The organism is Pseudomonas mucidolens (assembly GCF_900106045.1).
Lineage (GTDB): Bacteria > Pseudomonadota > Gammaproteobacteria > Pseudomonadales > Pseudomonadaceae > Aquipseudomonas > Aquipseudomonas mucidolens.
The window spans coordinates 3,963,894-3,985,156 of sequence record NZ_LT629802.1 but is presented as its reverse complement, the minus strand read 5'-3'; the positions used below and the strand labels follow the sequence as shown (position 1 = coordinate 3,985,156).

Sequence of the window (21,263 nt, the reverse complement as noted above, 5' to 3'; positions counted from 1 at the left end):
ATTTACTTCAACGCAGCTACCACGGCATCGAAGAATACCATCGGGTCGATCGGCTCTTTGTCAACCGGCTTGGGCTGGGCACCGAAGGTGACAATCACCACGTTATTGGCAGGGTTGACGTAGATGTTCTGGCCCTGGATACCGACCGCCGCATAGGCGCCGTCTTTCACCGACGGCTCGGTCCACGCCGTCCACCACATGTAACCGTAGTCCAGGGATTTTCCGCCTTTGAGGGTGGTCGGCAGCGTCGCTTCCTTGACCCAGCCTTCGGGCAGAATCGACGTGCCATTGATCTTGCCGCCGTTCATGAAAAACAGCCCGAAGCGTCCATAATCGCGCAGCGTGGCGCTGATACCGCTGCCACCGATTTCCACGCCGTCAGGCGAATCGAGCCACCACCGGGCATCACTCTCCATACCGAACGGCTGCCAGATCTTCTGCGATAGATAATCGGCCAGCGGCATCTTCACAGCACCACGGACGATCTCGCCGAGTACCTGCGTTTCGCCAGTGCTGTAAGTGTTTACCGTGCCGGGCTCGGCCGCTCGCGGCAAACTTGCCATCAAGGCCATGGCCGAACGCGGTTTCTGCGATATCTGCGCTTTGAGTAGCGCGCGACGATCGGACGCCGGATCGGTGTAGGTCTCGTTCCATTTCACGCCCGAAGACATCATCAGCACGTTGCGCACGGTCACGCCTTCGTAGGCGCTGCCCTTGAGCTCGGGAACGTAATCCACCACTTGCGCATCAAGGCCTTTGATGAGGCCGTCTTTGATCGCTGCAGCCGCCAGCGTGGAGGTGATGGACTTGGCTATCGACATCGACATCCATCGGGTTTTCTCGGTGTTGCCACGCTGGTAGGTCTCGAACACGATCTTGCCGTCCTTGAGCACGAGCATCGCCGTAATGCTGTCCAGTGCGACGAAGTCATACAGGTCGTACTTTTTGTCCCCGACAGTGAAGCGAACGTTGGGCAACTGTTTATCTGATTTCGGCAGCGCATACCGGTGATCGCCGGCTTTAATCCTGTGGGTGGGGAACAGCCGGTCGATGTTGCGGTAGGTACTGACTGCCAGATCGGGGAGCATGGCGCCGTCATAGATCTGCTCCACGGTGCCAATCGGTTCCTGGGCGTGGGGATAATCCTCAGCCCATGCGCCCGAGGTGATACCCGCAGCGAGCAGACCGAGCGAGAGAAGCAGTGAACGACCAGGCGCAGCCGCACGAAAAATAGCGGATGAGTGCATAACCTATCCTTTTTTTGTTTTGTTATTCACGCACGTTAAGACACGCGCCCGCTTGAACCATAGCCTACTCATTGGAATCGCGCCCGAGCTGAAGGACGATGCTGTTTGCGTCTTGTCAGGGATAAAGAATTGCGTGTAACTCAACGTCATCTACAGACACGAGTCCTGGCATAAGAGGTGAAACCAATAGGCCAAAAACTGGGCGCTGCGCGAGTATGATCGCCGTTCTGTCACGTTAATTGACAGACTGCTCTCGACCCGAAGCTGCCTTTCAGGGGGAGGACAATTATGGGTCAGAGGTCAGGATAGTGTGCTTCCTCTCTTGATTGGCTTTCATGCCACTCCGCCCAAAGTTTCGCATCTGCATCAAATAGTTCACGAGAGACAGTGCGTGGCCTGATCTCATCGATATTCTGTATATCCGTTGCAAATACGTAGCGGTTGGCACCATTGAGGATCATCGTCCGAATAAATACTGCTTCGGTAAGACTCAGCGTGGTGCCTCGTTGAGGGGGTCGATAGCCAACACAAGCGAATAGAAGATGCTTGGGGCTCAGAGGAAGGAAAAGTCTTGTGCCTGGCACACCCCAGCCACCTTCAAGGCTCAGCTTCCCGTTCACTCCAACGCCCAGCCTCGTGAACGGGTTATCGGTGGTTGGCCAAGTGATTCCAGGTGGAGCCTGCAGGATGGTCCATCGATGAGTTGGTATGCGATGGATTGTGCTCTTGAGGATGTGTTCGAGCTGCCAAATCCAAAATTTCCGTCCGTTCAACACCCGCGCTTCGATACCTTCCTCGCCATCCTCATTCTTTACACGATGGAGTTTGAGCGGAAGCTTGCTGTATGGGTCTACAACTGGGGCGGGCTCAAGCTTGATACCGGCAGCTAACGCTGCGCCAACTTTGGCAACCGACCCTTCCATCGATTCAGACAAAAATGCTCCAAGCGTTTCGTCCTGGCGCTTCATAAATCGCTGCAAGCCGGCGGGCGTCCTGACAGATTGCGCTACGGCAAAGCGGAATAAATTGTTCCAATCCTCGCTGGTCAATCGCGACTCGCTCACCACCTTAGCAATTGACGCGAATGCAGGCCCTTCAAAGTCACGATCAAGCCAGCGCTCTATCTCATCGCTGTCTTTAGTCCCCGAGAAGTAAGTGTACAGGTGTTGGTGTTTCGCAATACTTTTGGGTGAGTGCGGCTTCCAGGGCTCGCATTTTTCATGTGGCACCAAAAGCCTGTAGGTGAGGATTTTACCATTATTCGTCCACTGCCTCAGGTAGGCCTGAGGTACATAGTGGTTGTCCTTTTTAAAGCTTTCCATCTTGGGGTTAAATCCTCATTGCTCTGCCATAGTGCAGTAAGCCGTCTTCAAGATTCGTGAGCGGGATCAGGAAAGCTGACGCACGCGCCCTTCAAGCAAGCTTCTTCCAAGAGAAAAGAACCAGCACTGTGCCAACAATGCGAATCCCCAGACGATAAAAAAGCTAGCCTTCGAGAGCTGAAATGTTTCGGGTTCATACCACCACCAAAGAACCGGGATAGCAAAGAAAAGTCCTACCAACACACGCCACAGCGAGTGGAGTGCTGTCCCGACTTCTGTCCAGGTGGAGCGCCAGAATGCAGAACGAGCTTTGATCAGCTCTGTTTTCTTCCAAACAAAGCGGTCAAAGAGGACTGCTATGAGATAAGGCGCCGGCAAGGTGATCAGGTACCAGAGTACTTTATCAGGCGGCATCTGAGCCTTAACCGCAGCGTCCAGCAGCTTAACTCCACCTGACCAGTAAGCGATGAAGGTAGGGACGCTTCCCAAAGCCAAAGCAATGAAAAACTCTTGATACAGCCTCTTGCGCTTATCCATAGCTACCATAAAGTCAATTTTAGAGCGCCATGATAACGGCGTTACGCCAGGAGCGGACATTTGGATCAAACCACGAAATCCGGGGCGGTTTGGCCACCGCTTTGTCGGCCGTCAAACGACTGCGTTCGGCTACGAAAAATGTACAGCCTGACCCACGATTCCATTCGACGAACACGTCAAATTGGGTTTATAAATAAAACATGCGTTCAGGCCACATATAAAAATCAGGAAGACATTATGATAACGGGGATAGGAAAGATTAAAGGGCTTGGTGTTTATCAGAACTATACCAAACCAGCCGGAACTCAAAATTTTGTTAGCAAAAACCTTATTTACGGATGGAATTATTCAGGCAAGACTACACTTTCACGTTTATTTGCTCAGCTGGAGTCAAAAACCTCGAACCCGGATCTTAATGGCTGCGAATTTAGTTTTGAAACTGCCGATCAAACAATTAACGAAAAGAACTTTCAACAATGTGAGCTTACCGTTAGAGTATTTAACTCAGACTTCATTCGTCAAAATATACATTTCGAAGGAGGCGGATTTAATCCAATTCTGATTTTGGGCAAAGATTCTGAGGAAGCAGAAAAGAAAATTGAAAAACTCAACACACGCATTGGACGCTCCACAGCCACCCAAAAAATCATTAATTCTAAATTCGACGCACTCAAAGCTGAGATTGCTAGAGCAAAGACTTCAGCAGCTGAAAATATAAGGCAAGTCCTTAAAGTCACTCCCTACGACGCTCGACACCTAGGAAATGATGTAAGCATCGTCGGTGTTCTTGACTCGCAGACTTTGTCGGATGAAGATCTCGCCTATAACTTTGAGCTAGCTGTCACCCCTGACAGTAAAAAGCCGAGCACAGTTGAGCAGGTCTTCGGCAAGCCTTCCATTGAAGCTCTATATAACGAAGCGTCCAATGCTCTAGCTGCCACACCGAGCTTTTCAAATACAATCAAGCATCTTGAAGATAATCCAGCAATTGAGCGCTGGGTGGAAAATGGTTTGCACATACATCCCGCTGCTGGTACCTGTGAATTTTGTGGGAATGAAGTAACTCAAGCTAGACTTGAAATATTCCGAGCCCATTTTTCAAAGGATCTCGCGGATCACAAAAATAGCGTGGAGGCTTTACTTTCCAAAATCCAAGCAAGCGAATTTACGCTCGTCTTGCCCAATGAGGCTCAGTTTAATAATCAATATCGAGATGCCTATCGTAACGCCGCAGAACCACTTCCCCACGCAATAAAATGTTTCAATCAGGCTGTGAATACGCTAGCCAAAGATATTCAAAGCAAGATTGAAAATTTACGTAAACCCCTAGTTCCTTCGGTTCTCGCTCCTGGACTGGCAGAAACAATTACCAAAGCCATACTGGCGGTTAATGCTGTAATTAAAAGCAACAATGAGCTTGCGGAAAATTTTACTAAAGCCAAAGCCGAAGCCCATCAAAAGGTCAAAAATCATTACATCCAGCAATTCATTGACAAGCAAGAGACCTCTGGACTTGAGCGAAAAAAAGATTGCCAAATCAAGCGATCCGAACGTTTGAAAGCATATAGCACACACCTTCAACTTTTGATAAACAAACTTCAAGCCCTTATTAGTCACGCCCAACGCGGTAGAGAAAAAATTAACGATCGACTAGCTTCCATGCTTGGCAATACAGCCGTCCAGATAAACGTTGTTACTGATGCTGCGGGTCAAGAACGATTCCAGCTTGTAAGGAAAAATGGTCATATCGCCAAAAACCTCAGCGATGGTGAGCGGACAGCCATTGCTTTTTCTTACTTTATAATAAAACTACAAGAATTAAGCCCTGAAAAATTTAAAGATTCAGTTGTTTATATTGACGATCCTATTTCAAGCCTAGACGGAAACCATATATACCAAATCACCTCGGCAATAAATGAGATTTTTTTTCACAAAATACAAAATGCACAAGGCAGCGAGATATGGATAACAAAGTGCAAACAATTATTCATCTCAACTCACAGCTTTGAGTTTTTTAACTTATTAAGAGAGTTAAAGCCAGATGGAGGCAACCACGCTAGACTTTACTTGATCAATCGAATAAATGACGATTGTTCAAGCTTTGGAAACATGCCTAAATCGCTGTCGAGCTATGGCTCTGAGTATCACTTTCTATTTGAAAAAATATACCGTTTCCACGAAACCGAGGACAAAGCCAATATTGAACTCCTCATGCATACCAAATGCAGTCCGGCGTTTCGTTGAACTCTACACCTATTCTAGAATCCCCAGCACCCAAAGAGAAACCGTAGATCAAAGAGCTAGTGAATTATTCGGCAAGGAAAAATCCAAGTCAATCCTAAAGCTTTTACATACGTTCAGCCATGGAAATACAATTGATCGCCTGGCGGGCAATAATGAATTAATATTCCTACTGGAGCAAACAGTGAAAGATCTATTTGAAGAGATTCAAAATAGTGATCAGCGCCACTGGAGTGCTTTAATAAAGTCGTTACCGTAGCGCTGCTATCACTTTAATGAACATCTTATTTTTTAGAAGATCAGCCACCGCATTTAATCGAAAGGACTTAGAGTTGAATGTCAGCTTCTGGCCGAGGCTGTGTAAAAACGTTTTTGAGCGCGACATGCACTCAAAACCGGACTGGAAATCGCGCGGCTACGCGAAATCCACGTCTGCTGACGTGCCGATAAATTTCAGATTTAACGCAGACGCGCGGGCTTCAAATTTGGCTAAGCGTTTTTACACACTCTGGGCCGATAACTGCCTGACTCAGGCGTCCCCAAGCAGCATGATATGGGTGGCGTGGGCATCATCTGTTCGTTTGAAACCACAGTGCCTATAAAATGCGTTTCCTTCAGACGTATCGGTGGAAAGACGCACGATCTGAAACCTGAGAGCGGCACGTTCAATAAGCGCCTTTACTAGCGTCTGTCCGACGTGTTGCCCCCTTGACGAAGCTGCGACGTACACCCGTCGCAGTCTTGCCGCATTGTTGTCAGCATATGGATCAACCGAAAGACCTCCGATGCCTATCAGTTGCTTGTTCAAGTATGCCGCCATCAGACACTCGCCGGGTGCATCAAAGCGATTTGTTCCGGAGTGCCACTCGGTAATCAGCCGGGTGAGAAACCTGAAACCCTCTCCAACTGCCTCCTTTTCCAGCGTCAGAATCTGTGGCGGAAGGTGTGCGATCTGTTGAATCTCAAATCGTTTCATATCGTCCCTGATCTGGTGTGAAGCTCGTTTGCTGCTGAGAATTTTCGTGTGTACGCGGTGAGCGTTGCAAGGTGCTGCAATCGACCCACAGCAGACCTAACCGGTTTCTAAAGCCATCCAGGTCAAAAAATCATGGACCTGAGTCGTAAACTCTTTTGGCTTCGGGTATGGGTTCCTTGCCTGGGACAAGAAAAAAGAGATCTGCTTTCTCATGCACGGGTAATGCTGAACAAATAGCTCGACATGCTCCTCCAGTGTTTGCGGCCACATCAGGTCCTGTTCAGAGCGAAGTACTTGGGTTGACCGGATGAGTTTGCGCGAGGCTTCGCGTTGCAGGCGTAGGGATTGCGTCGGTGTGGTCGCCTGATCGATAAGATCGGCATACCGGGTCAGTACGGATTCAAAATCACCATTCACGGCAATGGCGATATCACGCGACGGCTTGAACCGGTCGAAGCGCTTGGCCAGATCATTCCCCCATAAGCAACGACAGTGATGTTTGAGCCAATAACCCCAGCTCAATCGATTGTTGGCCGCCAATACTTCAGAACGACTACCGATGTCGAAATCGATCTTGGTGACTTCGATATGCCGACTTTCCAGCGTGCGCTTTTTCGACTCGAGCATTTCCAGATCCTGCGATGCAGGAGAGCTATGCAGAACAAGGGTTAGGTCTAGGTCGGACACTCCCGGTACGGCGTCGCCTCTAGCGACGCTGCCATAAAGATAAATCCCATCCAGCAGAGGTTCCGACTGGGCGAGCGTCATGCAAACGTCCGCCAGCAAAGCCTGAAACTGTGGCTGCACCTCGACGTTGGGCACGGTGAGGATATAACCGTCTGCATCAATGCCACGAGGATGGAATTGTTCCATGAAGGCCTCCGAGAGTTGTGTTCAGGGAGGTACTTTAACAGAGACGATAGTGGCTGCTTTTGGCCGAAAGCCGTCCTTTAGCGCGGCATGATCGGCGACTCAATCATACGAAGCTTGAGAGCGCCGTCAGGTACCAACGATTTGAAGTTGACGGTGCCCTGTAATTGGTAGAACAAACCGAGATGTGCCCATGAATAGCTGCGGTCGAAGTCGGACCGTAGCTATTCGCCGTGTTGCAACCAGTCAGCCGGACAAAATGATCCGACCCTTTTATTTTCCGGCCGCGTCACTGTGGAAAACTCAGGAATGCTCAATAACTAATATCAGCTATTTACCCGGATCAGGTTAGCTGGGTTGGGCCGCTAGGCTATTACTGACGTTACGCCCCAGTACAAGCACCATAACAAAACCGCAGCCAACCAAGATCGTAGCTAGACTCAACAACACCGAGCTGCCCAGATGATCGACGATCTGCCCGCCGAAGAACGAGCCCAGCGCAATAATTACCTGGAACAAGGCGACAAATAGTGGCATGCCGCGTTCGACATCCTTGGGTGCTACGACAAACATCCAAATGCTGGAGCAGGCCGGGAAGGCGCCGAAGGCAAAGCCCCAGAGCGCGATCAGCATCGCCGCGCCGGTCATGCCGGTGGCGAAGTAGGGGAAAAGGGCGGTGCTGCTGCCGATCATCAGTGCGACCAGCAACAGGGTGTGCCGCACGCTACGGTTGGCGGCGAAACCGGCGAAAATATTACCCATTACCCCTGCCACGCCATAGAGCAGCAGCAGTGAGCCAATAGTCGGCCCATCGAAGCCAGCACTATGTTTGAAGAAGGGGGCAACGTAGGTGTACGCGGCAAAGTGCGCCAGGCCAATCAGCAATACAGCGATCAACCCAACCCGAGCTTGTGGATTGATAAACAAGGCTGGGAGGTCACTGATGCGAATGGCCTTGTCCGGGTTGAGCCGCGGTAGCAGGAAGATCTGCGCCAGTAGCACTGGTACGCCCACCAGCGCGGTTACCAGGAAGGTCATGCGCCAGCCCATCAGGCCACTCAGCCAAGTACCTACCGGCACGCCCAGTACGGTGGCCAAGGTCACACCGACCATGATGATCGAGGTAGCCTGGGCTACGCCAACTCCCCTGGGGGCCAAGCGGCCACTGAGGGCAATGGCAGTCGCCCAGAAACCGCCGATACTGATGCCCAGTAGTACGCGACCGAACAGCAGCAGGCTGAAGTCGCTGGCGAAGGCCACCATCGAGTTGGCGATGATCATCAGCAGCGTAAGGCCGATAAGCAGATAGCGACGGTCCGAGGCACCAATGCCCACAGACAGCAAGGGGGCGGCGAGGGCAGCCGCTATGCCGGGCAGGGTAACCATCAGACCGGCGTGGCCTGCACTGATACCGAGGTCGCTGGCGACATCGTTGAGTACGCCTACCGGGAGGAACTCGCTGGTAACCAAGGCGAAGGCACCCACGGCGACCGAGAGAATCGCCAGCCACTGCTGTTTGACACTCTGTTGATTATGTTCGGGTAGGCCGTGATGGGCCGGGCTGGCGCTTGGCATAGTGCTGGGTCCCAAGGAGGAATGTCGCCTGAAGACAGGCGGGGGAAGCGGGGGGGGGAGAAATCGGAGGCGATTATATGGGTCAGTTTGGCAACCAAACAGGCGGGCCTTTCGATAGTAATCATCAGCGTAATCGATGAGCCGCCCTGAAGAGAGCGCCATCTTTTGGCCGTTTTCTGCCTGTAGTGGCCGGCTGAAAACGACCCAGAGCAGCCCTTCGTGAAGACTGAGGCCGGCCAGAAGAAGTCAAAGCCGGCCTCTGGGTATAGCGGCATAGGGACGGTCACTGTCACCTAGCCGGCAGGGTCAACCCTGAGGCGTTTCACCGCGCGCCAGGCGGGCATTGATCTGTTCGATGACAGCCGGCAACTCGATGATGGTGTCGATCAGGTAGTGCGGGCGGGAGCCTTCGAACATTTTGATTATGCGGGAGCGTTCTTCGGCCAGTTTGTCGGAGGACAGCGCTTTGTACTGATCGTAAGTCAGGCCCAGTGCGTTGCCCGAGCACGTCAGTGCGACCGTCCACATGCCTGCGCTGCGACCTTCGAGGATGCCGGGCCAGGTGTCGTCGACCTTGACGCAAGCGGCGACGTCACTGATCCCCAAAGCGATCACGTTAGCCAGCGCTTGCGCCGGGTACGGGCGACCGTTGGGCACATCGTCGGTCGCTACCACGTGGTCTGCGACGTAGCCGTTTTGGCTAGCCAGGTCCACCACTTTTTCCATTACGACAGCAGGATAGCCTGAACAGGAACCAATTTTCAGACCCTGCTCACGCAGTGCAGCGATGGCGTCCAGGGCGCCAGGAATCAACGCCGAGTGCAGCGCGATCTTTTCGATTTGCAGCGGCATGAAACGTTCGTACAGCGCTGTGACGTCTTCATCGGTCGGCAAGCGATTAAACACCGCGCGGTAACGCTCGGCGATCTGTGGCTGGTTGCATAACGTACGAATGTGGTCCCACTTGCCCATACCCATCGGGCCACGTGCTTCTTCAAGAGAAACCGCTACGCCAAACTCGGCGAAAGCTTCGACGAAAATTTGCGTGGGGGCGAAGGAGCCGAAATCAACGACGGTGCCTGCCCAGTCCAGGACCACGGCTTGTACTTGGGAAGGTTGTTGGTAGTGCATGGTGAATCTCCACGTCAGGGTAGGGGGGGGAGCCGTCCCTCTCATTGGCGAGAAGTAGGCGTTTCGATTGTTCAAGTGTGTTACTGAATCAAATGGCCGGCGTTGGGCTTGAGTCGAATAACTCTGCGATCATCGGCCGGTTTCTGCGAATGCCGAGGCAGCACAAGTGGTAGTCAATGGAAAAGGGGTGATTTACAAACGTGATCGGTCTGGTGCCTGGTGTTTCGGCATACTCGACGGCCGAGACAAAGCCAATGCCGATGCCCTTGGCGATGGCATGGACAATGGCTTCGCGACTGTTCAATTGCATGACGCAGTTCAGCGAGACGTCGAGGCGCTTGCAGCTTTCCTCCACCAACTGGCGCGTGCGTGAGCTCTTCTCTCGCAGCACCCACTTCTCGTTGCTGATTTGCTCGACGTGCACCTCCTTCTGACTTGCCCACGGATGGTCGTCGCGAACGACGGCAATTATCGGAAAGCTTCGGTAAAGCTGCGTATCAAACCGCTGGTCGAACTCGGACAGCGCCAGAATCGCTACATCGATGTCGAAGTTGAAGAGGCGGTCTAGCGTCTCCTTTTCTGGGGAAAACGAAGTTTCCAGTTCGATGTCCGGATGCCTCTGCATCAATTCGTAAGTCAGGTTCATCGCGATGGGCGGGGAGACGGCGCCCAGGCGGAACATACCTGTCTTGCGTTGTTTGAAGCTTTGTAGAAGTCGTACCGCTTCATCCTCTTGGCCGAACAGGCCCTGGGTGATCGAGTAGAGTTTGTGTCCGGCCGAACTCATTTCGATAAAGCGCCCCCGGCGGTGAAACAGTTCCACGGAAAACTTCTTTTCAAGTGCGTTGACCTGCTCACTGACCGTCGGTTGGCCGACGCTCAGGTATTCGGCAGCGAGGGTAAAACTGCCGGTCTTCGCTACCGCATGAAAAGAACGCAACCACTTGTGGTACTGATACATAAAAGATCCTGTTCTTGAGCCGCAGGCTTTGACTCATGGCTTTAAGCTGGGCACTCAACGTCTGATGAACAGCGCGACCATGGCACTGCAAAGGCACGCTGACGTCACCACGACGAAGATCAACGATGTGTTACCGGTACTGTCGAGCATACTGCCGATCAGCGGTTCCGCCAGGCCGGCAAACAGATAGGACGAGAAGTTCATCACGCCGGTTGCCGTGCCAGCACGCTTTGCCCCAACCAGATCTGGGCAGAGCGCCCAGAAACTCGACGCCGGTCCGTAAACAAAAAAACCGCAAAGGAATAAGGCGATAAGACCCGTTGCACTGTGGGGCGCTAGCGTCCACATCCACAGGCTGGTGGCTGCACCGAGGACCATATAAAGGATGATCGCCAGGTAGCGTTTGGAGCCGAATAGCTTGTCCGAAATCCAGCCGTTACTGAGTGCGCCAACGGCCATACCTACCGGCAGGGCGACGGTGATCCACTTCGGATCGACCATGCTGTCGCCACTCTTCCAGTTGGCACCGAGGAAATGCACTGGCACCCAGACGATCAAGCCATAGCGCGCGGCATTCTGGAAACCCAGGGACACGGCCGCGATGATCAGGCGAAAGTTCTTCAGCACCGCCTTGTAGCGCTGTGCGGATGTTTCCTCTTCGCCCGTTGCTACTTCGTGATTTTTGTCATCGGCATTGGCAACGCCGGTGTCCGCGGGCGGTTCGAAGCCCATGTCTTGCGGACGTTCACGCGCCACCAGGTAGAAGATGATGCCTCCCGCCAGCATCAGCAGCACAGGCAAGCGGAAGATCCAGCGCCACTCTAGGTGCATCACTTCGAGCACGACGATGGACGTGACGTAGGACAGGACGGAAGCGCAGCCGGCGGCGAATACGTAGAGGCCGTACACCTTGCCGCGTTCGCCGGCGCTCCACCAGTTGGAGATCAGCCGACTGCCTGGTGCCCAGCCCAGTGCCTGAAAGTAGCCGTTGATGCCCCATGGCAAAATCAGCGAAGCAAAATTGCTGGCGAAGCTGGTCACCCAGTTGGCGCCGCAGGACAGCACTGCGCCGAGGGTCATGATGCGTCGGCCGCCATACTTATCGGCGAGGTTGCCGTTGATGGCCTGGCCGATGGCATAAGCCCACAGCATGATGGCCGAGGCCCAACCCAATTGTTCCTTGGTAAAACCAAATTCGGCCTGAATGCCAGGGATGGCAAATCCGAAGGTTTGCCGGCCGGTGTAAAAAAATAAATAACAGAACATCGCCGCCAACAGCATGCGCCATTGGGCAACCCGGAACGAGGCAGAGTGTTCAGCTAGAACAGGTATGGTTTGCGCACGATTCATGATCTTTTCCTATTATTTTTTCGGCCCCGCCGATTGGCTTCAGGGGGGGCGCACCCTTTTTGGGTGCAGCAGGAAATGCCGCGGCGATTCACGTCGCTGGCAGTGCTTGGTGATTTAATTTGTCGGGCTCTAGGCAGCTAGCGAGCCGATGAAGTTCTTGCCTCGTGCGCCCTGCATGGCGCACTGGATCATGTGCTCGGCCTGCGATACCGACACGCCGTAGTCGGAGAATTCGGTTTTAACGTCGAGGCTGTGCAGGAATTCACGCAGTTGATCCTGGGCTTTCGCCAAGTCGTTGCCGAAGATTCGCTGAAGGGTGCAGTCGCGCGCTGCATCGTGGCCCCAGGCAAGGCCAAGCACCAGCGGCAGAGTGAAGGAGCAGGCGATACCGTGTGGCAGGCCGTAATGCAGGGTCATTTCATAGGAGATGGAATGGGCGAGGGCGGTCTTGGTATTGGAGAATGCCAGCCCGGCCTTGAGCGCAGCCATGGCCATGCGCGAGCGCAGTTCTCTGTTGGCCAGGTCGTGGCGCAGCAATGGCAGGCATTCGAGAATGTCGGCAATCGCGGAGATCGCGAAGGTGTCGGAGACCGGATTGGCATTGATGTTCCACACCGATTCCAGCGCATGGGACAAGGCATCCAGACCGGTTGAAACGGTAACGCCACCCGGCACGGTCAGCATCAGTTCCGGGTCGACGATGGCGACCTTGGGCCATGTGCATTCCAGGTGCAGCGAGTATTTTTTGTGGCTGGCCGAATCCCAGATCGTCGCCCAAGGCGTGACCTCGCTCCCGGTGCCCGCCGTAGTAGGCGCCGCGATCAGTAGCTTGCGGCGCGTCGGGACAAACGGTTTGCCGGTTGCCAGCAACGCGAGCAATTCATCGAAGCGTCCCGATTCAGTGCCCACGATCAATGCTTTGGCGGTATCGATGGCGCTGCCGCCGCCGACTGCAATGACCACGTTGCATTCGCCGGCCTGCTGCCAAAACCGTTCATAGGTATCGCGCAGTTGGGCCACGTCCGGATTGGGCTGAACATCCTCGATCACATACACGAGCCGGTCCCCCAGCAGGTCTTGAATGCGATCGACCAGCCCCAAACCACGCGCCTCGGGGAAGGTCACCAGGGCGACTGTCTGGTTTTCAGTGATGTCGGCAAGCTCGTGAAGGCTGCCCCAGCCGAAACGCGTATCAACTGGATTGTGGAATCGGGCAATCATAGCGGGTCCTTTGTTTTTGTTGTTGGTGGCCTCATACTCGGGGCGCTTCAACAACAGCTCAAATCGATAATTCGCAGGCTTTCATCGGCTGAGCCGATACCTGATTCCGTCGGAGTGCTTGCTTGAGAGTGTTTAGTGGTGAGCGCCGCGCTGGATTGCAGTGCGCAATCTGCCGGACACCGCGTCGGCCGCGATCACCATGAGGGTGATGACGATGATGCAGGTGGCTGTCTCCTGATACTTGAACAGCTTGAGGCTGCTCACCAGCTCGAATCCAAGCCCGCCAGCACCGACCATGCCGAGTACCGTGGCCGAGCGCAGATTGACTTCAAACCGGTAAAGCACCACGGCAATCCAGGCGGTGATCACTTGGGGCAGCACGCCAAACACGATCACCTGCAACGGCCGCGCACCGGTGGCCTGCAGCGCCTCGATCGGGCCTTGGTCGATTTCTTCAATGCTCTCGGCAAAGAACTTTCCAAGCATGCCCATGCCGTGCAGTGCCAGTGCCAGAACGCCGGGGAAAGGGCCCAGGCCTACGGCCGAAACAAATATCAGCGCCAGGATCAGTTCGTTGATGCTGCGGGTGATATTGAGAAATTGCCGAGTCGTGTGGAAGACCAGGCGGTTTTTGCTCAGGTTGCGTGCCGCGAGAAATGACAGTGGAATGGCCAGCAACACGCCGAGCAATGTCCCCCAGATAGCGATCTGAATGGTCTCGATCGCAGGTGCCAGCAATCGCGGGAGAATGCTCAGATCGGGTGGAACAGTGCGAGCGAGGAAATCGCCGATTTGTGGCAACCCGGCCGCCAGCTCACCGACGCTCAACTGCGCGCCCGTGGCACTCCAGTGCAGTGTCAGAACGACCGCGAGCACCATTGCGGTGGTGATCAGCCAGCCTCGCGTTCCACGCGGCAGGTCCACGGTCCACTGATAGCTTTGATGTTTCATGCTCCAACCCTCAGTTGCGTTGCGTGGTTTTTCGGGTTGAGCGTTGTCGCTGGAACATTTTGCGATTCGTCTGCCTGGCCCGGATAGATGCGCTGCAAGTCGGCGTCGGTCATGCTGGATGCGTCGCCGTCGTACACCAGTTTTCCGTGAGCCAATCCGACAATTCGATCGCCGAATTCGCGGGCGTAATCAACCTGATGCAGGTTGCACAGCACCGTGATACCAAGTTCCCTAGTCGCATCGCGCAAATATTGCAGGACCAGGCGCGCAGTCTTGGGATCGAGACTGGCCACCGGTTCGTCCGCCAGAATAACTTTGGGGCGTTGCGCCAAGGCACGTGCGATCCCCACGCGTTGCATCTGCCCGCCGGAAAGTGCGTCGGTACGTTCGTGGGCCTTGTGCCCCAGCTCTACACGCTCCAGGCATTGCATGGCCAACACCACTTCTTCACGACGAAACAACTGCATGATCGAGGTAAGGGTTGAAACACTGCCTAAGCAACCAGTCAGCACGTTCTTGAGTACGCTGAGGCGTGGCACGACGTTGTGGTGCTGGAAAATCATGGCCGCCTGACGTCGCAGAACGCGGGTGTCGCGGCAGGAGAGTGCATCGATTTCGGCCACAGTCAGCGTCCCGGAATCGGCCTGAACCAGGCGGTTGATGCAGCGCAATAACGTGGATTTGCCTGCGCCGGATTGACCCAGCACCACCACGAATTCTCCCGGTGCAACGTCCAGGTCAATCCCGCGCAATACCGGGTTGCTCCCGTAATGCTTGGTCAGTTGGCGGATGCTGATCATTTCATCCTCCGCAAATCCAGATCGAGTACTTTGGCGGTGTCGCGCACGACGTCATAAGCGCCATCGGTGGTGGGTTGGAAGCCATCCAGCTGGCCCTGGTCGCCCCAAGGCAAATCCTTGATCGAAGCCAGCGCGGCTGCGACTTTTTCCTTGAGTGCCGGGTCGAGATTTTTACGCCACACCATTGGCGACTCCGGGATCGGGCGGGAACTCCACACCACTTGGAAATCATCCTGCTTCACCAAGCCTCGGGCCACGGCGTTGGCCAAGATGCGATCGGCGACAGCGGCGGCATCCACTTTCTGGTTGGCTACCGCGAGGATGCTAGCGTCATGCGAACCGGAGAAGATCACTCGTGAGAAAAGTTTCGCGGGATCAAAACCAGCCTGTTCCAGGCCGGCCTTTGGGAACAGATGGCCGGATGCAGAGCTGGGGTCGACAAATGCGAAGGTGCGCCCCTCGAGATCGGACAGTTCACGCATGCCGCTGTCCTTGCGAGCAAGAATCAAACTCTTGTAGGCGCTCTGGCCGGTTTTTTTGGTGACCGCTACGGCGAAGGCTTCCACGTCCGCAACCGACGTCGCCAGAACGTAGGAGAACGGACCCAGGTACGCCACATCCAGTTTGCCTGCACGCAGTGCTTCGATGACGCCGTTGTAGTCGGTCGCCACAAAGGGTTCAACGGGCATGCCCAATTTGGTTTCGAGTCTGCTGAGCACCTGTTTGCTCGACTCGATCATGGCCTGTGAATCCTCTGACGGGATTAGGCCTATCCGCAATTTGTCGCCTGCCGCTGCGTGAGTGGCAGCGCTGATTGAGAGGCATGCGAAGGCGGCAACGCGCAAAAGTCGGGATAGGTTTCTCATGGCATTTCCGTAGGTGGGTTAGAGTCACCCAAGGTTAGAAATGTCACGTGACAGTCATACGATCAATTCAATATCGGTTTTCACGACTAACTATTGATGGAGTCTATGGATGTCCACCGCCAAAATGCGCGCCTTTCTGGCCGTTGCCAAGCATGGCAGTTTCAGCGCCGGCGCGCGGGCGCTGGGGCTCAGCCAGCCGACGCTCACCACCCAAGTACAAAGCTTGGAGCGCCAATACAACCTTGAACTGTTTCATCGTCGCGGGCGGCGTATTGAGTTGTCCGATGTCGGTCGGCAATTGTTGCCCATTGCCCAAGCGATGGCCGCACTGGATCTAGATGCGCACAACCTGCTGCGTGATTCCGGCCGGCTCGACAGCGGTGAACTGAGGCTCGGGGCGGTGGGGCCCTTTCACGTAATCGAAATGGTCGACAACTATCTTCAACGCTATCCACGCATCGACATCTCGATACGGGTTGGCAACTCAGCGCAGGTGCTCGCGGATCTAGAAAATTACGTGACTGATATCGCGGTACTTGCCGGATGGCATGATGACCCAAGACTCAGCGCCGTACATTACGCGCGTCACGCCATCATTCTGTTTGCCCATCAAAATCATCCTTTCGCGGGACGCGATTCGATACGACTTGAAGAGCTGGAAGGCCAGAGGCTGCTACAACGGGAGTCTGGTTCCACGACTCGTCTGGTTTTGGAACAGGCATTGATGGCGGCGCAAGTCGTGCCACAAATCGCCATGGAGGTCGGCAGTCGCGAGGCATTACGTGAAGCCGTTGTGCGTGGCATCGGGCTGGGGGTGGTATCGGAAGCGGAGTTCATTGCCGATCCTCGTATTCGGGCGATCCGTATTGAAGGTGATCCGCTCTACACCGAAACCTATCTTTATAGCCTGGCCGATCGACGCTCCAGTCGACTCATTACATCGTTTTTTGATGTGGTTCTTTCGGCGGGGTGAACGCTTCAATTTAAGTTGTTCATGTTGAACGTCCGCTTTGGCTCCAGAGGTCATCGGCTTGGGCACATAGGCAGTGATGCCTGCATCGTGACAAGCCAGGATTTCTTCGCTTTTGAAGTAACCTCGGTCAGCCACTACCGACAGCGTTTCTGACGTCATCGCCTCGCGGGCCTGCTTGGCCATCGAGCTGAGTTGATCGCGGTCGGAACCGACGTTAGTCACCTCGTGAGAAACGATCAAATGGTGCTGGGTATCGACCGCTGTCTGCACGTTGTAACCGACGATTTCAGTGCCGCGAGTCATCATGGAACGGGCGTCTGGATCGGTTAGTGAGACCTGTTTATCCGGCGATTCATTGAGCTGGATTTCGATCGTCTGACGACCAGATGTTCTCCGAACAGTCCCAACTGGTAAGCAGGCCGGCCAGTATCTGCCGGTATGACGCCTTAAAAACCCAGTTTGACCAAGTCGAGTTCGTCGACAAACACGTCGACTACGCGCAGCGGATGGGTGTCCGTGTCCTCCTGGGTTTGTTCTGACCGCAACTAGCCCTTTGGGCGTGACATTTACGGGAAACTGATGGCGATAGAGGAGTAAAATATTCACGGACAATCGGTATTGAAATAAATGCTCCATTGATTTAGTCTCGGTTTCACGTTGTACGAGATCAACCGCTGTTAGCACCTAAAAAAACAAATAATCGGGAGCAGACATGAAAGCGAAAGTGATGTTGGGATTGTTCATGACGGCCGCAGTTTCAATGCCAGCCTGGGCCGCGGACTGGACCGTAGGTGCTAACGTTGGCAACGTTCCCTGGGAGTTTCAGGATGCCAAAGGTGAGTTTGTCGGCTTTGAAGTCGATGTTGTAAAAGAGGTGGCCAAACGCGCCGGAAAAAGCGTCGAGTTCGTCAACATTCCTTTCAACGGCCTGTTCAGTGCCGTGCAATCAAAACGTGTCGAGATAGCTATTTCGTCGATCACCATCACCCCTAAGCGCCTGGAGTCGGTGGCCTTCGCACAGCCTTACTTCGACAGCGATCAGTCCCTGACCTCGCTGACGACGTCCAAGGTCAAGAGCCTGACCGACATGAATGGCAAAGTGGTTGGCGTCGATACCGGCTCGACCGGCGACATGTGGATCGGCCAACACAAGGACGAGTACAAGTTCGCTGATGTTTCGCGCTACGAAGGACTCTCTCCGGCCATGCTCGATTTGGCTTCGGGGCGAATCGATGGCTACCTCAGTGACATTCCGGCAGTGCTCTACTACATCAAGGACAAGCCGCAATTTAACATCGTTGCTCGAATCCCTACCGGTGAGCGCTACTCGCTGATGCATGCCAAAGGCTGGGCGATGAGCGATCAGGTCAACGGCATCATCAGCAAGATGAAAGAAGACGGCACGCTTGGAAAAATCCACAAACAATGGTTCGGCACCGACGCCGATAAAGAATCGAGCACTATGAAAGTGACCCCTGTCCTCAAGTAAGCCCTGCCGATAATGCGTGAAAGTGGCGACACCCGTGCGCCACTTGTATTGACCGAGGTATCCCATGGATCTTTTGCAGACATTCTTCAACTGGAACGTGCTCGTCGATTCGCTTCCGCTGATGATGCGTGGTTTGGGCGTGACCATTTTGCTTGGGGTGGTGAGCATCGTCCTGGGCCTGGTCGGCGGCCTTTTGCTAGCGTTGCTCCGGTTGTACTCCTACGCACCCATTCGAGCGCTCGCACGAATCTACATCGATATCATGCGCTCCATTCCGTTGCTGGTTTTGCTGGTACTCATCTATTACGCGCTGCCTTTTGTGGGCATCCGACTGTCTTCTTTTGCGGCCGCTGCTAGTGCGCTCTCGCTTGTCTCCTGCGCCTACAGCGCAGAGATTTTTCGGTCGGGCATCGAGGCCATTCCCCGGGGCCAGTTCGAAGCCGCGGCGTCTCAAGGCATGAGCTTTTTCAACACCATGCGCGACGTTGTTTTGCCGCAAGCCATCCGCATCGTACTGCCGCCCATGACCAGCAATTGCATCAACGTCATGAAAGACACGGCGCTCGCTTCGGTGGTAGCGATGCCTGACTTGCTGAAACAGGCTACCCAGGCTCAGGCACTGGCTGCGAACCCGACACCGCTGGTTGGGGCCGCCTTGCTGTACCTGTTGCTGCTGTTGCCGCTGGTGCAAATGGTCAGTTGGGTTGAGCGTCGTAATGCTTCTGGAGGAAAAACCGCATGAGCACCTTGATCGACATCGAAAAGCTCGACAAGTACTACGGCAGCTTCCAAGCGTTGAGCGACATCAATTTGCAGGTTGAAGAAGGTGAAGTGGTGGTCATTCTTGGCCCGTCCGGTTCGGGAAAGTCGACCTTGATCCGCTGCATCAACCTGCTTGAAAACTACCAGCAAGGCGATATCCGCGTGGCCGGTGAGCGGGTGGAGAACGGCCCGCGACTGGCCGCCATCCGCAGTGAAGTAGGCATGGTGTTTCAGAGTTTCAACCTCTATCCGCACCTCACTGTTCTCGACAATGTGTCGCTGGCGCCGATCCGTGTGCGCGGTCTGAGCCGGCGTGACGCGCATGCGCGGGCCAGGGAATTATTGGTGAAGGTCGGGATGGGCGATCACGCGCACAAATACCCGAGCCAATTGTCTGGCGGCCAACAGCAGCGTGTTGCGATTGCCCGCACCATGGCGATGGAACCTCGCGCGATTCTGTTCGATGAACCGACTTCGGCGCTGGACCCGGAAATGGTTGGCGAGGTACTCGATGTCATGCAAAACCTCGCGCGCTCCGGCGTCACGATGGTCGTGGTCACTCATGAAATGGGGTTTGCCCGTCGGGTCGCCGACCGGGTGATTTTCATGGAAAGCGGACGCATTGTTGAGCAGAACATCCCTGAACCGTTTTTTACCGCACCTCAGGAACCTCGCACACAAGCGTTCCTGCAGGCCATCTTGCATCATTGAATCCGGCTGGAGAAAACTAGAGTGAATCCTCTCGATATTGATTACGTTCGCAAGCAATTTCCAGGTCTGGCCGATGGCTTTGCCTATATGGACAACGCCGGTGGTTCAATGGTGCTGAGCGCCGTAGCGGAGCGGGTCGTTGATTACATGCTTAACAGCAGCGTGCAATTGGGCGCTTCCTACCAACCTTCTGTCGACGCCGGGGCGCGAGTGATGCAGGCACGGCATTCGGTGATGCAGTTGATCAACGCCGAGCATCCCGAAGAAGTGATCATGGGCGGTTCGACCACCCACTTGTTGCAAATACTGTGTCGTGCCATCGCCCCGTCAATCGTTCCGGGCGATGAAATCATCGTCACCAATTGCGATCACGAGGCGAATATCGGCCCTTGGGTCAAGCTTTGCGAAAGCCGCGGTGCGACCCTGCGCGTCTGGCAGGTCAACCAGGAGAGTTGTGAGCTGGAGCTGGATGACCTGCAGGTCTTGCTCAATGAGAAAACCCGTTATGTGGCCATGACCCACACCTCGAATATTCTCGGTTCGATCAATCCAGTGGCCGAAGTTGCGCGGCGTGTTCACGCGGTGGGGGCCAAGCTGTGCGTGGACGCGGTTGCGTATGCGCCGCACCGCTTGGTGGATGTGCAGGCCAGCGGCGCCGATTTCTACGTCTACAGCTTCTACAAAACCTTCGGCCCGCATTTTGCCGTGCTCTGGGGACGTCGTTACCTGTTGCTGGAACTGCCGAGCCTGAACCACTTCTTTATCGGCCAGGACGTGGTGCCTTATAAATTGCAGCCGGGCAACGTCAATTATGAGCTGTCCTTCGGTTGTATCGGCATCACCGATTACCTGCTCGACGTCAGCGCGAGACTGGGCGCCCAAGGCAGTGAGCGTAAACGTATGCAGGCTGCTTTCGATGCGTTCGAGGTGCAGGAAGATCTGCTTGCCGAACGCCTTCTGACATTTTTGCGCCAGCGCGAGTGTGTTCGCATCATTGGCAAAACGCACATCCGCGATCGTGTACCAACAATCAGTTTTGTGGTCGAGGGCGTGCAGTCCGAGGCGGTAGTGCGCAGAATCGATGAGCACCGCATCGGCATTCGTTTTGGTGACTTCTATGCGCGGCGACTTATCGAAGCCCTTGAGCTTGACCGTTTTGGCGGGGTAGTGCGGGTGTCGTTGGCGCATTACAACACGCTGGAAGAGGTCGACCGGCTCATCACTGCGCTGGATCAAGCCATCACCGCGTTGCGTTGACGCACACACTTCAAACTTTTACG

At 54.5% G+C, this 21,263-nt stretch carries 19 protein-coding genes and 1 pseudogene; 6 read left to right on the top strand and 14 right to left on the bottom strand.

What is annotated here, in order from left to right; translation table 11 throughout:
- Positions 1-2 precede the first annotated feature (2 nt).
- From BLU75_RS18485 to BLU75_RS18475, 3 genes are all read right to left on the bottom strand, one after another.
- Entirely contained in the window at positions 3-1,247 is a 1,245-nt protein-coding gene (locus tag BLU75_RS18485) for a serine hydrolase domain-containing protein (RefSeq protein ID WP_084379265.1), read from the bottom strand.
- 293 nt (positions 1,248-1,540) lie between these two features.
- A complete protein-coding gene (locus BLU75_RS18480) occupies positions 1,541-2,569 on the bottom strand; it encodes a DUF4238 domain-containing protein (RefSeq protein ID WP_084379266.1) in 1,029 nt (342 codons plus the stop codon).
- A 66-nt stretch (positions 2,570-2,635) separates the two neighbouring features.
- Positions 2,636-3,166: a hypothetical protein gene (locus BLU75_RS18475; RefSeq protein ID WP_130909322.1), complete on the bottom strand. Its 531-nt coding sequence runs from the start codon at positions 3,164-3,166 to the stop codon at positions 2,636-2,638.
- Positions 3,167-3,244: 78 nt separating this feature from the next.
- Here BLU75_RS18475 and BLU75_RS18470 point away from each other — a divergent pair, with 78 nt between their 5' ends.
- On the top strand, positions 3,245-5,350 hold the full coding sequence (locus BLU75_RS18470; protein WP_231982577.1) for an AAA family ATPase: 2,106 nt from the start codon (positions 3,245-3,247) through the stop codon (positions 5,348-5,350).
- Between the two features lie 526 nt (positions 5,351-5,876).
- On the opposite strand, the gene BLU75_RS18465 is transcribed toward BLU75_RS18470, so the two are convergent.
- The 10 genes from BLU75_RS18465 to phnD form a co-directional block, all read right to left on the bottom strand.
- On the bottom strand, positions 5,877-6,323 hold the full coding sequence (locus BLU75_RS18465; protein ID WP_084379268.1) for a GNAT family N-acetyltransferase: 447 nt from the start codon (positions 6,321-6,323) through the stop codon (positions 5,877-5,879).
- Between the two features lie 96 nt (positions 6,324-6,419).
- The gene (locus BLU75_RS18460) at positions 6,420-7,196 is read right to left on the bottom strand and encodes a nucleotidyltransferase domain-containing protein (protein ID WP_084379269.1); all 777 of its coding nucleotides are present in this window, start codon (positions 7,194-7,196) and stop codon (positions 6,420-6,422) included.
- 345 nt (positions 7,197-7,541) lie between these two features.
- Positions 7,542-8,768, bottom strand: coding sequence for an MFS transporter (locus BLU75_RS18455; protein ID WP_084379270.1), 1,227 nt, complete (start codon positions 8,766-8,768; stop codon positions 7,542-7,544).
- Between the two features lie 306 nt (positions 8,769-9,074).
- On the bottom strand, positions 9,075-9,899 hold the full coding sequence (phnX, locus tag BLU75_RS18450) for a phosphonoacetaldehyde hydrolase (RefSeq protein ID WP_084379271.1): 825 nt from the start codon (positions 9,897-9,899) through the stop codon (positions 9,075-9,077).
- Positions 9,900-9,987: 88 nt separating this feature from the next.
- Entirely contained in the window at positions 9,988-10,860 is an 873-nt protein-coding gene (locus BLU75_RS18445; RefSeq protein ID WP_084379272.1) for a LysR substrate-binding domain-containing protein, read from the bottom strand.
- Positions 10,861-10,914: 54 nt separating this feature from the next.
- Positions 10,915-12,210 (bottom strand): MFS transporter, encoded by a 1,296-nt coding sequence (locus BLU75_RS18440; RefSeq protein ID WP_084379273.1) that lies wholly within the window; start codon positions 12,208-12,210, stop codon positions 10,915-10,917.
- A 129-nt stretch (positions 12,211-12,339) separates the two neighbouring features.
- The gene (psrA, locus tag BLU75_RS18435; protein WP_084379371.1) at positions 12,340-13,431 is read right to left on the bottom strand and encodes an iron-containing alcohol dehydrogenase PsrA; all 1,092 of its coding nucleotides are present in this window, start codon (positions 13,429-13,431) and stop codon (positions 12,340-12,342) included.
- 132 nt (positions 13,432-13,563) lie between these two features.
- Complete coding sequence (gene phnE / locus BLU75_RS18430) at positions 13,564-14,382, bottom strand: phosphonate ABC transporter, permease protein PhnE (protein ID WP_084379274.1); 819 nt, start codon at positions 14,380-14,382, stop codon at positions 13,564-13,566.
- Entirely contained in the window at positions 14,379-15,182 is an 804-nt protein-coding gene (phnC, locus tag BLU75_RS18425) for a phosphonate ABC transporter ATP-binding protein (protein ID WP_084379275.1), read from the bottom strand. Before phnC ends, phnE begins: the two co-directional genes overlap by 4 nt.
- Entirely contained in the window at positions 15,179-16,048 is an 870-nt protein-coding gene (gene phnD, locus BLU75_RS18420) for a phosphonate ABC transporter substrate-binding protein (RefSeq protein WP_084379276.1), read from the bottom strand. Before phnD ends, phnC begins: the two co-directional genes overlap by 4 nt.
- 109 nt (positions 16,049-16,157) lie before the next feature.
- Between phnD and BLU75_RS18415 the strand changes: the two genes are divergently transcribed.
- Positions 16,158-17,021, top strand: coding sequence for a LysR substrate-binding domain-containing protein (locus BLU75_RS18415; protein WP_084379277.1), 864 nt, complete (start codon positions 16,158-16,160; stop codon positions 17,019-17,021).
- A gap of 15 nt (positions 17,022-17,036) precedes the next feature.
- Here BLU75_RS18415 and BLU75_RS18410 read toward each other — a convergent pair.
- A pseudogene (locus tag BLU75_RS18410) lies at positions 17,037-17,399 on the bottom strand (transposase); the annotation flags it as partial.
- Positions 17,400-17,733: 334 nt separating this feature from the next.
- On the opposite strand from BLU75_RS18410, the gene BLU75_RS18405 reads away from it, so the two are divergent.
- The 4 genes from BLU75_RS18405 to BLU75_RS18390 all read left to right on the top strand — a co-directional run bounded on the left by BLU75_RS18405 (position 17,734) and on the right by BLU75_RS18390 (position 21,240).
- Complete coding sequence (locus BLU75_RS18405; RefSeq protein WP_090221522.1) at positions 17,734-18,510, top strand: transporter substrate-binding domain-containing protein; 777 nt, start codon at positions 17,734-17,736, stop codon at positions 18,508-18,510.
- A 64-nt stretch (positions 18,511-18,574) separates the two neighbouring features.
- Positions 18,575-19,252 carry an amino acid ABC transporter permease gene (locus tag BLU75_RS18400; protein WP_084379279.1) on the top strand — a complete coding sequence of 226 codons (678 nt, stop codon included), beginning with the start codon at positions 18,575-18,577 and terminating at the stop codon, positions 19,250-19,252.
- Positions 19,249-19,983 carry an amino acid ABC transporter ATP-binding protein gene (locus tag BLU75_RS18395; RefSeq protein WP_084379280.1) on the top strand — a complete coding sequence of 245 codons (735 nt, stop codon included), beginning with the start codon at positions 19,249-19,251 and terminating at the stop codon, positions 19,981-19,983. The genes BLU75_RS18400 and BLU75_RS18395 overlap by 4 nt, the downstream gene beginning before the upstream one ends.
- Positions 19,984-20,004: 21 nt before the next feature.
- Positions 20,005-21,240 carry a cysteine desulfurase-like protein gene (locus BLU75_RS18390; protein ID WP_084379281.1) on the top strand — a complete coding sequence of 412 codons (1,236 nt, stop codon included), beginning with the start codon at positions 20,005-20,007 and terminating at the stop codon, positions 21,238-21,240.
- Positions 21,241-21,263: the final 23 nt, after the last annotated feature.

Bases quoted from the DNA above. Each gene is read 5' to 3' on its own strand.
- BLU75_RS18475 (WP_130909322.1), bottom strand. From the start codon at position 3,166: ATGTCCGCTCCTGGCGTAACGCCGTTATCATGGCGCTCTAAAATTGAC.
- BLU75_RS18480 (WP_084379266.1), bottom strand. From the start codon at position 2,569: ATGGAAAGCTTTAAAAAGGACAACCACTATGTACCTCAGGCCTACCTG.
- BLU75_RS18485 (WP_084379265.1), bottom strand. From the start codon at position 1,247: ATGCACTCATCCGCTATTTTTCGTGCGGCTGCGCCTGGTCGTTCACTG.
- BLU75_RS18470 (WP_231982577.1), top strand. From the start codon at position 3,245: ATGTACAGCCTGACCCACGATTCCATTCGACGAACACGTCAAATTGGG.
- BLU75_RS18465 (WP_084379268.1), bottom strand. From the start codon at position 6,323: ATGAAACGATTTGAGATTCAACAGATCGCACACCTTCCGCCACAGATT.
- phnD (WP_084379276.1), bottom strand. From the start codon at position 16,048: ATGAGAAACCTATCCCGACTTTTGCGCGTTGCCGCCTTCGCATGCCTC.
- phnC (WP_084379275.1), bottom strand. From the start codon at position 15,182: ATGATCAGCATCCGCCAACTGACCAAGCATTACGGGAGCAACCCGGTA.
- BLU75_RS18460 (WP_084379269.1), bottom strand. From the start codon at position 7,196: ATGGAACAATTCCATCCTCGTGGCATTGATGCAGACGGTTATATCCTC.
- BLU75_RS18395 (WP_084379280.1), top strand. From the start codon at position 19,249: ATGAGCACCTTGATCGACATCGAAAAGCTCGACAAGTACTACGGCAGC.
- psrA (WP_084379371.1), bottom strand. From the start codon at position 13,431: ATGATTGCCCGATTCCACAATCCAGTTGATACGCGTTTCGGCTGGGGC.
- BLU75_RS18400 (WP_084379279.1), top strand. From the start codon at position 18,575: ATGGATCTTTTGCAGACATTCTTCAACTGGAACGTGCTCGTCGATTCG.
- phnE (WP_084379274.1), bottom strand. From the start codon at position 14,382: ATGAAACATCAAAGCTATCAGTGGACCGTGGACCTGCCGCGTGGAACG.
- BLU75_RS18440 (WP_084379273.1), bottom strand. From the start codon at position 12,210: ATGAATCGTGCGCAAACCATACCTGTTCTAGCTGAACACTCTGCCTCG.
- BLU75_RS18415 (WP_084379277.1), top strand. From the start codon at position 16,158: ATGTCCACCGCCAAAATGCGCGCCTTTCTGGCCGTTGCCAAGCATGGC.
- BLU75_RS18405 (WP_090221522.1), top strand. From the start codon at position 17,734: ATGAAAGCGAAAGTGATGTTGGGATTGTTCATGACGGCCGCAGTTTCA.
- phnX (WP_084379271.1), bottom strand. From the start codon at position 9,899: ATGCACTACCAACAACCTTCCCAAGTACAAGCCGTGGTCCTGGACTGG.
- BLU75_RS18455 (WP_084379270.1), bottom strand. From the start codon at position 8,768: ATGCCAAGCGCCAGCCCGGCCCATCACGGCCTACCCGAACATAATCAA.
- BLU75_RS18445 (WP_084379272.1), bottom strand. From the start codon at position 10,860: ATGTATCAGTACCACAAGTGGTTGCGTTCTTTTCATGCGGTAGCGAAG.